The sequence below is a fragment of the Hydrogenophaga sp. GW101-3F08 genome, assembly GCF_059424585.1.
This window is the reverse complement of the sequence record NZ_JBWKZP010000003.1, coordinates 387,615-400,904: the sequence shown is the minus strand read 5'-3', so window position 1 is coordinate 400,904 and position 13,290 is coordinate 387,615. Positions and strand designations below refer to the sequence as shown.

12 protein-coding genes are annotated in these 13,290 nt (G+C 68.5%); 8 read left to right on the top strand and 4 right to left on the bottom strand.

All coding sequences use genetic code 11. The features are described 5' to 3' along the window. Window positions 1-72 precede the first annotated feature (72 nt). Complete coding sequence (locus AC07YZ_RS11315) at window positions 73-627, top strand: hypothetical protein (protein ID WP_226491312.1); 555 nt, start codon at window positions 73-75, stop codon at window positions 625-627. Window positions 628-690: 63 nt separating this feature from the next. Here the strand turns inward: AC07YZ_RS11315 and AC07YZ_RS11310 are convergent, their stop codons facing one another. The 3 genes from AC07YZ_RS11310 to AC07YZ_RS11300 form a co-directional block, all read right to left on the bottom strand. Next, on the bottom strand, window positions 691-1,833 hold the full coding sequence (locus tag AC07YZ_RS11310) for a hypothetical protein (RefSeq protein ID WP_494794798.1): 1,143 nt from the start codon (window positions 1,831-1,833) through the stop codon (window positions 691-693). A 108-nt stretch (window positions 1,834-1,941) separates the two neighbouring features. Then, the gene (locus tag AC07YZ_RS11305; protein ID WP_226491314.1) at window positions 1,942-2,751 is read right to left on the bottom strand and encodes a hypothetical protein; all 810 of its coding nucleotides are present in this window, start codon (window positions 2,749-2,751) and stop codon (window positions 1,942-1,944) included. 125 nt (window positions 2,752-2,876) lie between these two features. After that, complete coding sequence (locus AC07YZ_RS11300; RefSeq protein ID WP_226491315.1) at window positions 2,877-3,119, bottom strand: hypothetical protein; 243 nt, start codon at window positions 3,117-3,119, stop codon at window positions 2,877-2,879. 278 nt (window positions 3,120-3,397) lie between these two features. Between AC07YZ_RS11300 and AC07YZ_RS11295 the strand changes: the two genes are divergently transcribed. Beyond that, window positions 3,398-3,610 carry a hypothetical protein gene (locus AC07YZ_RS11295; RefSeq protein ID WP_494794797.1) on the top strand — a complete coding sequence of 71 codons (213 nt, stop codon included), beginning with the start codon at window positions 3,398-3,400 and terminating at the stop codon, window positions 3,608-3,610. Here the strand turns inward: AC07YZ_RS11295 and AC07YZ_RS11290 are convergent. Next, entirely contained in the window at window positions 3,574-4,524 is a 951-nt protein-coding gene (locus AC07YZ_RS11290) for a LysR family transcriptional regulator (RefSeq protein WP_226491317.1), read from the bottom strand. The two genes, AC07YZ_RS11295 and AC07YZ_RS11290, sit on opposite strands and share 37 nt — an antisense overlap. 489 nt (window positions 4,525-5,013) lie before the next feature. Between AC07YZ_RS11290 and AC07YZ_RS11285 the strand changes: the two genes are divergently transcribed. Genes AC07YZ_RS11285 through AC07YZ_RS11260 form a run of 6 tightly spaced genes read left to right on the top strand, consistent with a single transcriptional unit; the run spans window position 5,014 to window position 13,287 of the window. Next, window positions 5,014-6,678 (top strand): DUF1302 domain-containing protein, encoded by a 1,665-nt coding sequence (locus AC07YZ_RS11285; RefSeq protein ID WP_494794796.1) that lies wholly within the window; start codon window positions 5,014-5,016, stop codon window positions 6,676-6,678. A gap of 14 nt (window positions 6,679-6,692) precedes the next feature. Further along, window positions 6,693-8,045 carry a DUF1329 domain-containing protein gene (locus AC07YZ_RS11280; RefSeq protein WP_494794795.1) on the top strand — a complete coding sequence of 451 codons (1,353 nt, stop codon included), beginning with the start codon at window positions 6,693-6,695 and terminating at the stop codon, window positions 8,043-8,045. A gap of 12 nt (window positions 8,046-8,057) precedes the next feature. Beyond that, window positions 8,058-9,095 carry a WD40/YVTN/BNR-like repeat-containing protein gene (locus AC07YZ_RS11275; protein WP_494794794.1) on the top strand — a complete coding sequence of 346 codons (1,038 nt, stop codon included), beginning with the start codon at window positions 8,058-8,060 and terminating at the stop codon, window positions 9,093-9,095. After that, window positions 9,092-11,512: an efflux RND transporter permease subunit gene (locus tag AC07YZ_RS11270; RefSeq protein ID WP_494794793.1), complete on the top strand. Its 2,421-nt coding sequence runs from the start codon at window positions 9,092-9,094 to the stop codon at window positions 11,510-11,512. The genes AC07YZ_RS11275 and AC07YZ_RS11270 overlap by 4 nt, the downstream gene beginning before the upstream one ends. Before the next feature lie 27 nt (window positions 11,513-11,539). Further along, window positions 11,540-12,790 (top strand): FAD-dependent oxidoreductase, encoded by a 1,251-nt coding sequence (locus AC07YZ_RS11265; RefSeq protein WP_226491322.1) that lies wholly within the window; start codon window positions 11,540-11,542, stop codon window positions 12,788-12,790. Next, window positions 12,787-13,287: a nuclear transport factor 2 family protein gene (locus tag AC07YZ_RS11260; RefSeq protein WP_226491323.1), complete on the top strand. Its 501-nt coding sequence runs from the start codon at window positions 12,787-12,789 to the stop codon at window positions 13,285-13,287. The genes AC07YZ_RS11265 and AC07YZ_RS11260 overlap by 4 nt, the downstream gene beginning before the upstream one ends. Window positions 13,288-13,290 lie beyond the last annotated feature (3 nt).

Sequence of the window (13,290 nt, the reverse complement as noted above, 5' to 3'; positions counted from 1 at the left end):
GGTAGCGGGCCAGGCAAGGCGCGGGTCCATACTCGCGTTGTTGCCACCGCCGTCGGCCACACCATCATCACCATGCACCGTCTGACGAAATTCGGGTTGGGCGCCGTTGTCGGCAGCTCGCTGGTTCTTGCCTGGGGGTATTGGCACGCGCTCGGCCACGCCCATCTTCATCTGCGGGTGGACGACCACGCGCTGAAGTCGGCCCATGTCCTGTACGGCAGTCCGCACGACGTGCACCTGACGCTGCGCGATCGCGCCGGTGGCCTGCTCGCGGTTGCGCAGTCGGTCGAGCCACAGGGCTACATCCTGGCGGTCCACCCGGACGCTTCCATCGGCAACTGCGAGCGCCGTGATGGCCCCGGGGCTGCGGTTCAGGCCCCGCCGGGCGGCTACGCGGCGTGCTACCAGCGGTATTCGGCCTGGTTTGCAGAATGGGTGCCCCGCGTTCACAGCGCGGACGTGGTGGTGGGGGCCTGCGCACTGCGGGGGGTCCCGGTGGTGGTTCACCGGTCCAACAGCGAATGGCTGCTCTGGTGGGTGCCGCTCCCCCACGTGGGTGGTCTGCCGCGACAGTACTTCGAACTCTCGCTGGCCATCGACAGCCGCGCGTGCACCCCCTTGACCTGATCCCCCTGCAGCGCTTCGCGCTACCCCAAGGGGCGGCACCGTTTCAGGCGTCGGTATGGGTGTCTACGTCCCCGGGGAGCGCGGGCTTGTGGACAGGGCCACCAGCCGGGCGAGTTCGGGTGTGTTGATCGGGAAGCGTTTGACCACCTCGATCACCGCGGCCCACAGATCGGCGTCGTGCTGGTGGGACTTCTGGTCGGACTCGCGCCAGTCGAACGGCTGCCAGCCGTTGTGGCGTGACACGCGGTCGCCTTCCTGCGCCAGCGCTTCGAGCAAGGCCTTCATGAACGCCGCGCCGTGCAGGCGAGTGCCTTCGAGCACGGGTCGGCCATCGGCGTAGCGCATGGCCTGCAGGGTGTCGGGCACCGGCATCTGGCCGGCCGGGTCCAGCAAACGCGTCAACCGGTTCCAGAACGCCCCGGCCTGGTAGGACGAGGCCCACAGGGCGCTGAGTGCCGCGGGCGTGGCCGGCAGGGTGTTGGTGCTGGTGGTGTCGGTGCCCGGGCCGAGCGCCGACTCGGCCCAGCGCGCCGTGCCTTCGCTGAACCAGGCCGCCTTGAACGGGGTGTAGCCGTTCTGGAACAGGTGAAACAGTTCGTGGGCCGGCGTCTGGTTGGGGGGGCTCCAGCGCGTGTCCAGGTCGATGCGCAGCGCGCAGCGCGCCGAAGGCGCACCCGCGCCATGGGCGTACCGCCGGACCTCGTCGTAGGCCCGGCCGTGCGACACCGCGTTCTCCGGTCCGAGGGCGAGCAGGTGGATGTCGATGCCTTGCGCGCGGGCGCGGTAGCGGGGCTGCTGCAGGGGATGTGTGAGGCCGATCACCTCGACGAACAGGCGCCGTGCCGCGATCAGCTGGCGGGCGGCGTCCTCGACCCCGTCGGGCACGCCATTGCCGTCCGCATCCTGGGTGTGGCGCAGGGCATGGGGCCCGCGCAGGGTGTAGAAGAGCCGGAACTCCTCGACGTGATGAACGCGGTCCAGCGCGGCGAGATCGGCCGGCCGACGCACCGGGCAGGCGCCCGGCTCCGCGGCGCGGGCGGGCGTTCCGCTCCCCAGCATCAGCCCCACCATGAGAGTCCCCAGGCCCAGCCCGATGCGCGCTGGCCTGTTGCGCGCTTGCGCAGCCGGTCCGAGGCCGTTTGACGCCCGGGCCGCCCGGTGGATCGGCGTGGCCAGGGGGTGAGCCGTTGCAATGACCTTGAGCATGTGCGTCCCATCGCTTCGGAACGTGTTCGCGTGCTCCCCGGGGCTCCGGGAGTTTGCGAACGTCCGTGGATGGAACGATAGCGGATCAGGCCCCGCTGCGGGGAGTGGTCAGAGCGGCCGGGCCACCCCGGGCAATCCGGTGTGGGCCGCCCATGGGCGCGGGGGCTCGGCGGCCATCAGGCGGGGGTGTGTGCCAAACACCTGTTGCAGTGTTTTCTGTTCCGGCAACACGTAGATCACCGCGCGCCGGGTGGCGAAGGTGGGGGCGATGTGCGCGTCGAAAAACGCCGCCGGCACATTGATGCAGCCGTAGGAAATGCGCTTGTCGGCCACCGAGGGGGAGGCCAGACGCTGCAGCCGGCGCTCCCGGGGCTGCGTGGTGCGCACCCGGTGCATGGAGACGGCGGCGTCGTGGTCCACCCACACCACGTCTTCACCGGTGTGGTTGCGCCCGCGAATGCCCAGGAAGCGCCCTGCGGGCGTGGTGCGCTCTTCGGGTCGCACCTCTTCGATGGGCCGCAGGCCGATGCCGGGCACCGTGTCGTCGCCCTGCGCCGAGCCCAGCAGCACCGGCGTCGAGGCGCTCAGGCGCGCAGCCGCGTCGAACAGGTGGAGCTGGGCCGCCTTCTTGTCGATCACGACGAAGGCCATGCCGGCGTTGTCGCCGGTCTCGACCACCCAGTGGGCGAGCAGGCGGGTGTCGTCGGAGGTGGCGGCGCTGCCCAGATCGGGGAGGCGAGGGGGCTGGCCGCTGGCCGCACTGGCCACGGCCGGTCCTTGCCGCGGCGCCAACTGGTGCGGCGGCAGCAGCAACGCCAGCACGGCGATGCCGAGCAGCGCGCCGCGCCGGATGTCTTCGGTCCGACCCAGGCGGGTTGCCTCCGGTGGGTCGGACAGGGGATTGGTATGGGCGTTCATGGTGTCACCCGGAGAGCCGCAGGACATGGACCTGGTGGACATGCAACGCCGCCCCGAGCGCGGTGGCCGGGGCGGCGCCGGGCCGGAGCGGGCTGACGTGGATCGGCCCGCGGACCCCGGGGGCATCAGTTGCGGTCGGCGCGCACCATGGGTTCGGTCATGCCGGTTTCGGGTGCGGTGGTGCCCGGTGCCGCGGGGGTGGCGGCCGGTGTGGTGGTGTCCGCTGGCGGCGTCGTGGGCTGCTGTGCTTCGGTCGCGGGTGGCTGTGCCTCAGCCGGGCCCGGGGTGGACTGGGCGTACGCCAGACCGACCGCGCCAACGATGGCCAGGGCGGACAAGGAGGTGGTGACGAATTGCGTGGCTTTCATGAGAGGTTCCTTCAACGTGACTGCACAGGGCAGGAGGTGGATGAATCCAGCCGGGAAATGCCGACCGGATTGCAGACTAGGGTTGGCTGCACGAAGCGTCTGTGCGAAAACACACACAAACGAAGCTTGCTTCCCAAGCCCGTTCACCGTTCACACCTCGCGGACGGGCCCCGTGCCCGGCCCGGAACGGGCCGTGTCTTGGGGCCGTTGTGTGCGGCAGCGCACCGACCGGACAGGGCCGGGTGGTGATGCTGAGTGCGTCACCCCGGAGGAACCTCATGACACAGACCGCTCGTATTGTTGGCACGGTGGAATACCGCGAAGGCGATGGCCCGAACATCGTGATCCGCCGCGGCCCGGTGGCGGTGGAGATGGGGGACAGCGACGTCACCCTGAGCTGGGTCGACGAAGACACCCACGGCGCGGCGGCCATGCCCCTGGTCGACTTCAGGCGCTACGTGGCCGAAGGGACGATCGTGCTCGACGCCTGAGCGGTTGAGGGCAATTGGGCGGCCGCCTCGCGCAGCAGGTCGCGCAGCCAGATCAGGCCTGGGTCGCGGGTGCGGTACTTGTGCCACTGCATGGCCTGGTGAAGGGTTTTCATCGGCATCGGCACCGGCCGGATCTCGATCGGCAGCAGGCTTTGCAGCTTGCTGGCGAGCCGCGAATGCACGGTGCCGATCAGGTCGGTGCCGACCACCAGGTAGGGCATCACGCTGAAGCTGTAGGTGGTGAGGCCGATCTCGCGGGTCAGCCCGTGGTCGTTCGCCAGCCAGGTGTCGAACACCGGCAGGCTGCCATCGGGTGGGCGCATGGACACATGGCGTGCCTTCATGTAGCGCTCCATCGTCAGCTCGCCCTGCGCCAGCGGGCTGTCCCGCCACACCACGCACACAAAGCGGTCCTCGAACAACTGATCCAGCGGATGGTCCGGTGAACAGAAGTTCTCCGGAATGATCAGCAGGTCGGTCTCGCCGCGCTCCAGGTGGCGGTAGGGCTGGTTCACCTGGGGTTTGAGGTTGAAGCCCACCCGGCTGCCGCGCTGGTGGGCCAGTGCCAGCATGCCCGGGATCAGCACCTCCATCGAGTAGTCCGAAACGAACAGCGTGAACTCGCGTTCCGATGCCATCGGGTCGAACGCGGGCCGCGCGGCCACCGTGGTGTCGATGCGCACCAGCACGTCGCGCACCGCCTCTTGCAACAGCTCGGCCCGTGGCGTGAGTTCCATGCGGCCCCCCACCGTGACCAGCAGTTCGTCGTCGAAATACTGGCGCAGCCGCGAGAGCGCGTTGCTCATGGTGGACTGGCTCAGGAACACGCGCTCGCCGGCCCGTGTGACGTTCTTTTCGGTCAGCAGGGCGTCCAGCGCGACGAGCAGGTTGAGGTCGAGTTTCTTGAATCGCATGGCTTGTTCGGCGGTAAGGGATGCTCTGCACAACCCGCGCCGTGCGCGGCGTGGCTTTTGCGGGATGAGCCGCAAGGCGCGAATTCCTGGGCAAGCCTGGACGGCTTGCCCGAATTCGCAACGCAGCGGATCGCCCGCAAAACCACGGCCCGCAAGGGTTCGGCCAAAAACGGGCGTCTTGCACACCTGTTGGCTTGTGTGTGCCACCGGCACACACGGCGCCAAGCAGGCGCGCAATCCATCCCGTTTTTGACCCGAACGCGCATGGCTGGGTTTGTGCAGAGCATCCCCAGTGTGCATCAGCCCTGAGTGCCCGGCGAGCGGCGCGCGCGGGGCACAAGGGTTTGCCCTGATATTTCAGAAACCGATGGAAAGGATTCGCACAACCCATTTCCCAGGGGCAGCCCTTCTCCCTAAAGTCGCGACTCGTTTGATCTGGATCAAGTGGTCCGGATCGACGAGGACCCCACACCTACAAGGAGACAAGCCATGCCCGTTCGAGCACATGCCCGAAAAGCCCCTGCGCGCAGGTCCGCCGCACGTCCCGCGTTTTCCTGCCTCTTTCTGGCGCTGTTGACGGCCCAGTCGGCCTCGGCGATCGAGATCGACACCGGCAACCCCGACTGGACCCTGCGGTGGGACAACACCGTGAAGGTCAGCCTGATGCAGCGCCTGAAGGACGCTTCGCCCACGCTCTCGGCGCAGGTGCCGTTGACGGTCAATCAGGACGATGGCGACAACAATTTCAAGAAGGGCCTGGTGTCCAACCGCCTGGATCTGCTGACCGAGCTGGACCTCGCCGGCCCGGGTTATGGCGCCCGGATCAGCGGCGCCGCCTGGTACGACAGCGTCTACAACGGCAAGACCGACAACACGGGCTTCACCGCAAACCACCGGCCGGGCAGCGCATTCGCCACGGAAACCCGCGACCTGATGGGTCGCAAGGCCGAGCTGCTCGATGCCTTCGTCTATGGCAAGTTCGACCTGGGTGAGCGCCCAGCCTCGGCCCGCCTGGGCCGCCACACCCTGCTCTGGGGCGAGAGCCTGTTCTTCGGCGCCAACGGCATCGCGGGCGGCCAGGCGCCGCTGGACCTGATCAAGCTGCTCTCGGTGCCCAACGCGACCTTCAAGGAAGTCGCCATGCCCACCGGCAAGCTCTCGGGCCAGGTGCAGCTCACGCCCGAGGTCTCGCTGGGGGCCTACCTGGCTTATGAGTGGGAGAAGACCCGGCTGATGCCGGCGGGCGCCTACCTCTCCAGCAGCGACTCGCTGGGCCCGGGTGCCGAACGCATCCTGGCCGGGCCCACCGCCGCTTTCGAGCGCCAGCCCGATCTGGACGCCAAGGACAGCGGGCAGGGCGGTGTGCAGCTGCGTTTCCGTGCGCCGTCCATCGACACCGACTTCGGCCTCTACGCCATCCGCTACCACGCCACCACGCCGAGCAACATCAACACCGTGCTCACGGGTGTGCCGCCCGCCGTGGCACCCAGCAGCTACCGCTGGATGTACCACGAGGGCGTGCGCGCCTTCGGCGCCAGCTTCGCCAAGTCGGTCGGCGAATGGGGCTGGGCCGGCGAGGTCTCGCTGCGCCAGAACACGCCGCTGGCCAGCTCGGGGCAGTCCACGCTCTCGACCATCGGTGTCAACGCCGGCCTGAACAACAACAGCAACCCCGGCTACGCCGTGGGTGAGACGGCGCATGCGCAGGTCTCGTGGATCGCCTCGCTCGGGCCGTCCTTCCTCGCCAGAGAGTCGTCGTTCGTGGGCGAGGTGGCGTGGAATACGCGGCTGAAAGTCACCCGCAATCAACACATGCTCAACCCCAATGCCGACAAGTCGGCCGTGGCCACGCGCATGGTGTTTTCGCCCAGCTACCGCCAGGTGCTGCCGGGCCTGGACCTCTCGCCCAGCATCGGCCTGGGCTACACCAAGGGCAAGTCTTCGGCCGTCGGGCCGGGCTTCGGCGTCGACGGTGGCGGCGACATCAGCCTGGGCCTGAACGCGGTCTACCTCGGGTCGTGGAACCTGGGCGTGAACGTCGTGCACTTCCTGGGCAAGGCCGCGCCCACGCTCGACGCCAACAACAACGCCGTGTACCAGCAGGCGCTGAAAGACCGGAACTACCTGACCGTGTCGCTGCGCACCACCTTCTGATCGAGGAGACATTCATGAAACCCATTTCCCATTGGGCCCCGGCGCTGTTGTGCGCCCTGGTGGCCACGACCGCCGCACACGCCGGCGTGACCGCGCAAGAGGCCGCCCGCCTCAAGACCGAGCTCACCCCGCTGGGTGGCGAGCGCGCCGGCAACAAGGACGGCAGCATCCCGGCCTGGACCGGTGGCTACACCACCGCCGTCCCCGGCTTCAAGAACGGTGGCCGCCGGGGCGACCCGTTCGCGAATGAGAAGCCGCTGTACAGCATCACCGCCGACAACCTGGCGCAGCACGCCGACAAGCTGAGCGACGGCACGCAGGCGATGTTCAAGAAGTACCCCAAGACCTTCCGCGTCGACGTCTACAAGACCCACCGCACCGCTGCGGCGCCGCAATGGGTCTACGACAACACGCTCAAGAACGCCACCAGCGCCAAGATCGAAGGCGGGGTCGTCACCGGCGCCTTCGGTGGCATTCCGTTCCCGATCCCCAAGACCGGTGAAGAGGTGATCGCGAACCACATGCTGCGCTGGCGCGGCGAGGCCTGGCAGGCCGACTTCGAGGGCTACCTGACCACCGCCAATGGGCAGAGGGTGCTGACGGTGAAAGCCACTGGCGACTTTCAGATGCCCTACTACGCCGAGAACGAGCGCGACAAGTTCCAGGGGGACTACTGGCTGACCCGCATTGTCAATTCGGGCCCTCCGGTGCGCGCGGGCGAGGCGATCACGGGGCGAGAGAACCTGGACCCGTCGCGGACGTCCGCCTGGGTGTACCTGACCGGCCAACGCCGCGTGCGCAAGCTGCCCAACGCCTGCTGCGACACCCCCACGCCAGCGACCAGTGGCGTGATGAGCTTTGACGAGATCGATGTCTTTGGCGGTCGCACAGACCGCTTTGACTGGAAGCTGGTGGGCAAGCAGGAGATGCTGATCCCCTACAACACCAACCGCCTGCACACCCCCAAGAATGTCGGCGACGTGTTGCTGGCCAACCACCTCAACCCCGATCACGTGCGCTGGGAATTGCACCGCGTCTACGTGGTCGAGGCCACGCTGAAAGCCGGGCAGCGCCACCAGGCGCCCAAGAGCCGCTACTACGTGGACGAGGACACCTGGGTGGCTGTGCTGGGCGACCGCTGGGACGCCAACGGGCAGCTCTGGAAGACGCTGTGGTCCCACCCTGTCGCCATGCCGGATCTGCCGGCCACCACGCCTCAGCAGCAGTTCGGCTTCAACGACCTGATCTCGGGCGCCTGGTATGCCAACGGCGTGGTCAACGAGCGCAACCAGCACTACAAGATCGTGCCGCGCCGCCCGGACAGCTTCTTCACCCCCGACGCCATGGCCGGCGACGGCGTGCGCTGAGCGGGTCGCACCATGCGTCTGTCACTTCTCCTGGCCGTGGTGTGCGCGGCAGCCGGCGCGGGCCCCGCGCTGGCCCGCTCGCCGGTGGTCGATGCGCTGCAACGTCCTGCCCTGGTGGTGAAGGCGCCGCAGCGGGCCGTGCTGCTCGCGGCGGCCCAGGCCGGTGCGCGCCTCGTGGCGGTGGGCGAGCGCGGCATCGTGGCCCTGAGCGACGACCGCAGCGCCACCTGGCGCCAGGCGCCCAGCCCGGTGAGCGTGACACTGACCATGGTGCGTTTCGCCGACGACCAACACGGCGTGGCCGTGGGGCACGGTGGCACGGTGCTGACCACCGAAGACGCGGGTGCCAGCTGGCGTCTGCGCCTCGATGGCCGGCGCCTGGCCGAACTGGCCAAGGCTGCCGCCACCACACCCGAGGCCCAGCGGGACGCCGAACGGCTGCTCGCCGACGGACCCGACAAGCCCTTCCTCGACGTGCTGCAGTGGGACGCCAAGCGCCTGCTCGCGGTGGGCGCCTATGGGCTCGCCTTCTACAGCGACGACGGCGGCGAGCGCTGGACGCCTTGGATGGACCGTCTGCCCAACCCCAGGGCTCTGCACTGGTACGTGGCGCGGCGCGCGGGCAACACCTTGCTGCTGGCCGGCGAGCAGGGCCTGCTGGCCCGTTCGCTCGACGGCGGCCAGAGCTTTCAAACGATGAACTCACCTTACAAAGGCAGCTGGTTCGCTGGTGAGATCCGCCCCGACGGGCAGACCGTGCTGGCCGGGCTGCGCGGCAACGTGTGGCGATCCACCGATGGCGGTGCTCAGTGGACACAGCTGGCCTCGCCGGTGCCGGCCACCATCACCGCCATGGCGGTCGACGCCGAGGGCGGGCTGCTGCTGGCCAGCCAGGCCGGCGTGGTGCTGCGCCTGCAGGGCGATGCCCTGGTGCCGCTGAAGGCGCCCCCGGCGCCCATGCCCTCGGCCCTGCTGCCGCTGCAGGGCGGCCCGCTGCTCACGCTCGGTGTGGCCGGTGTGGTTCCGGTCGACGCAGGAGCGCGCCAATGAACGCATCCGCATTCGATCCCCGCTCGGGTTCGCTGGTCGAGCGCGCGCTGTTCAACCACCGCGCCGTCGTGGTGCTGCTGTGCGCGCTGGTCACGCTGCTGCTGGGCTGGCAGGCCACGCGCCTGCAGCTCAACGCCAGCTTTGAAAAGACCATTCCGACCAGCCACCCCTACATCCAGAACTTCCTGGCGCACCAGAGCGAGCTGAGTGGCCTGGGCAACGCGGTGCGCATCGCCGTGGCGAAACCCGAAGGGAGCATCTACGACGCGAAATACCTCGACACCCTGCGGCGCCTGTCCGACGAAGTGTTCCTGCTGCCCGGTGTGGACCGGTCGCGCATGAAATCGCTGTGGACACCGAGCACGCGCTGGGTCGGCGTGACCGAAGACGGCCTGGAAGGCGGGCCGGTGATCCCCGATGGCTTCGACGACTCGCCAGCCAAGCTGCAGCAGCTCGCCGCCAACGTGGCGCGCTCGGGCGAGATCGGCCAGACCGTGGCGCGCGATGCGAAGTCTTCGGTGATCTTCTTGCCGCTGCTCGCCAAGGACGCCGAGGGCCAGGCCATCGACTACGCCCGGCTCTCCAACGAGCTCGACGCGCTGCGCACCAAGTACGAGGCCGAAGGCGTCACGGTGCACATCACCGGCTTCGCCAAGATCGTGGGCGACCTGATCGACGGCGTGAAGGCGGTGCTGGTGTTCTTCGCCATCGCCGTGGCCATCGCCACCGCCATGGTGTTCTGGTACACGCGCTGCGTGCGCTCCACGCTGCTGGTGGTGCTGGCCTCGCTGATCGCGGTGGTCTGGCAGCTGGGCCTGCTGCCGCTGCTGGGTTACGCGCTGGACCCGTACTCCATCCTCGTGCCCTTCCTGGTGTTCGCCATCGGCATGAGCCACGGCGCACAGAAGATGAACGGCATCATGCAGGACGTGGGCCGCGGCGTGGACCAGCTGGTGGCCGCGCGCTTCACCTTCCGCCGCCTGTTCCTGGCCGGGCTCACGGCCCTCCTGGCCGACGCGGTGGGTTTTGCGGTGCTGCTGGTGATCGACATCCAGGTCATCCGCGAGCTGGCCATTGCAGCGTCCATCGGCGTGGCGGTGCTGATCTTCACCAACCTGATCCTGCTGCCGATTCTGCTGAGCTACACCGGCGTGAGCGCGAGTGCCGCGGCGCGCAGCCTGCGGTCGGAACAGGCCGACGCGGCGGGCGCGGACAAGCACCCGATGTGGGCCTTTCTCGACCGCTTCACCCGGCGCCCCTGGGCCACGGGGGCCGTGGTGGCCGGGCTGTTGATGGGGCTGGGCGGCTTCGCGGCCAGCACGCAGCTCCAGATCGGCGACCTGGACCCGGGCGCGCCCGAGCTGCGCGCCGACAGCCGCTACAACCGCGACGTGGCCTTCATGAACGCGGCCTACGGCGCCGGCAGCGACGTGCTGGCCGTGATGGTCAAGACGCCCGAAGGCCAGTGCTCGGCCTACGACACGCTCAACAAGGTCGACACGCTGGAATGGGAGCTGCGCCAGATCGACGGCGTGGAAAGCACCAACACGCTGGCGCTGCTGAACCGCCGCGTGCTCTCCGGCCTGAACGAAGGCAACCCGCGCTGGTACGAGTTCCTGCCCAACCAGGACATGCTCAACACCGTGACCGCCAGCGCGCCGCGCGGCCTCTACAACGACGCCTGCGGCCTGCTGACCATCTACGTCTTCTTGCGCGACCACAAGGCCGACACGCTCTCCCGCGTGGTGGACCACGTCGAGGCCTTCGCCCGGATCAACAACACCGCCGACACACAGTTCCTGCTGGCCGCCGGTTCGGCCGGCATCGAGGCCGCGACCAACATCGTGGTGAAGGACGCCTGGCGCACCATGCTGCTCATGGTCTACGGCGCCGTGGTGCTGCTGTGCTTCGTCACCTTCCGCTCCTGGCGCGCGGTGGTCGTGGCGGTGCTGCCGCTGGTGGTGACCTCGTTCCTGGCCGAGGCGCTGATGGTGGCGCTGGGCATGGGCGTGAAGGTGGCCACGCTGCCGGTGATCGCGCTGGGTGTGGGCATCGGCGTGGACTACGCGCTCTACATCCTGTCCATCACCCTGGCCCAGCTGCGCGAAGGCAAGAGCCTGTCCGAGGCCTATTACCGCGCCCTGCTGTTCACCGGCAAGGTGGTGATGCTGACCGGCGTCACGCTGGCCGTGGGCGTGATCACCTGGGTCGCCAGCCCGATCAAGTTCCAGGCCGACATGGGCCTGCTGCTGGCCTTCATGTTCCTCTGGAACATGCTCGGCGCCCTCGTGCTGCTGCCCGCGCTCGCGCACTTCCTGCTGCCGGCATCGTTGTTCCGCGTCGCCGCATCGTCGGTCCAGCCCCCAGCCAGCGCGGGTGCGGCAGCGCCGGTCGGCTTGCGGGCAGGGGCGCGTTGAACCCCAAAAGCAATCATGGAGAACCTCTTGAACAACCCCTCCGCACATACAAGCCCTGCGCCCCGACGCCGCGTGGCCGTCATTGGCGCGGGCCCGGGCGGCCTGTCGACTGCGCTGGCGTTTCACCGCGCCGGCCATGACGTCCGGCTGTTCGAGCGCCAGGACGCCGTGCGTCCCATCGGCGGTGCGGTGCTGCTGTCCCTGCCGGTGCTGTCCATCCTGCGCGACATGGGGGTGGACATCCATCGGCTGGGCGCCTACGCGGTCACCGAGTTTCGCAACCACCGGGGCAGGCTGCGCACGCGCCTGCCGTTCAACAAGAAGGCCGAAGCACGCGCCGGTATTCCGGGATGGCACTACGGCATGCTGCGTTCTGCAGCGCTGGAGCGCATGCTGGACGTGATCCCTCCCGAGCTGATCCAGCCCAACAAGCGGTTCCTGCGTTACGAGGAGTCGGCCCAGGCGGTCACGGTTCACTTCGAGGACGGCAGCCAATGGGAGGCCGATCTGCTGGTCGGCGCCGACGGCATCCGTTCGCAGGTCGCACAGCAGACGTTTGGAGACCTTGGCCTGTTCCACTGCGGCATCCAGGTCTGGCTGGCCTGGTGCCATTGCGAGAACATGCCCCCCGACGTTGGGTGGATCTCGCATTCGCGCACCGTGCAGGCCAGCTTTTTCCCGATCCTGCACGAGGGAAAGCCCGCAGTCGAATGGTGGGTTGTGGAGCCCTGGAACGAGGGCCAGACACCGCCCAGCGACACCAAGGCCCATCTGCTCAAGCACCTGGACGGCTGGGCCGATCCGCTGCCACGGCTGGCGGCCGCCACCGATTTCGAGCGCAACTGCTTTCGCTGGGAGATCTACAACCGCCCGGCCCTGAAAAGCTGGTCGCGTGGTCGCGTGTCCTTCGTTGGGGATGCTGTGCATCCGGTGTCGCCGTATGCCGCCTATGGCATGGGCATGGCCATCGAGGATGGCTGGTGGCTCGCCAAGTGCCTCGAAGGGGTGGATCTGGCCGAGCCCGCGGCGCTCGCCAAGGGTCTGGCGAGCTACGACCGCCAGCGCGTGGCCTTCACCAACAAGAACGCTGCGATGGCGCGCTACATGGGCTACCTGTTTCACCGCACGCCCTGGCCGTTGACGGTGCTGCGCGACGTGGTGTTCGACCACACGGGATTTCTGGAAAAGGCCCTGACCGAGCAGTACCTCAAGGACGCGGAGCTGCAGATGGAATCCCTTCCCATTCAAACACCGTCCCTCCTGAGGGCCTCGATATGAACCACGCCTGGTTGTACCGTTTCCTGTTGTCCCCCTCCCTGGTCATGTGCGTGGTGTCCACCGCCCTCGCCGCAGAGTCGCCCGACGCCGTGTTCGACCGCTACGTCGCCGCCGTGCACGCGGGCGACATGGCAACGGTGCGCGCCCTGATCGCGCCCGACGTCGAGCGCTCCGACTACGTCGGGTGCCGCCCGGAGATGGACAACCCGGCGTGCCTGGCGCACTACGTCGAGACCACCGTCGTGCAGCCGAAGGCGCGGTTCACCGTCCTGCGCCGCCAGCTCGATGGCGACACCGTCAGCGCCAGGCTGGAGGTGCGCAGCCCCTGGCATTCCAAGGCCGGCATCGAGCGCATCGTGGGCACCGACATCGTGCGCGTGCGCAACGGCCTGATCCACGGCTTCCGCTTTGTGCCCGACTTCGGCGACGAGTCCACCGCCATCTTCTTCGGCTCGCTGGGCATCGGCCCGCGCGCCGCCAAAACCCCTTCCAAGTGAGCA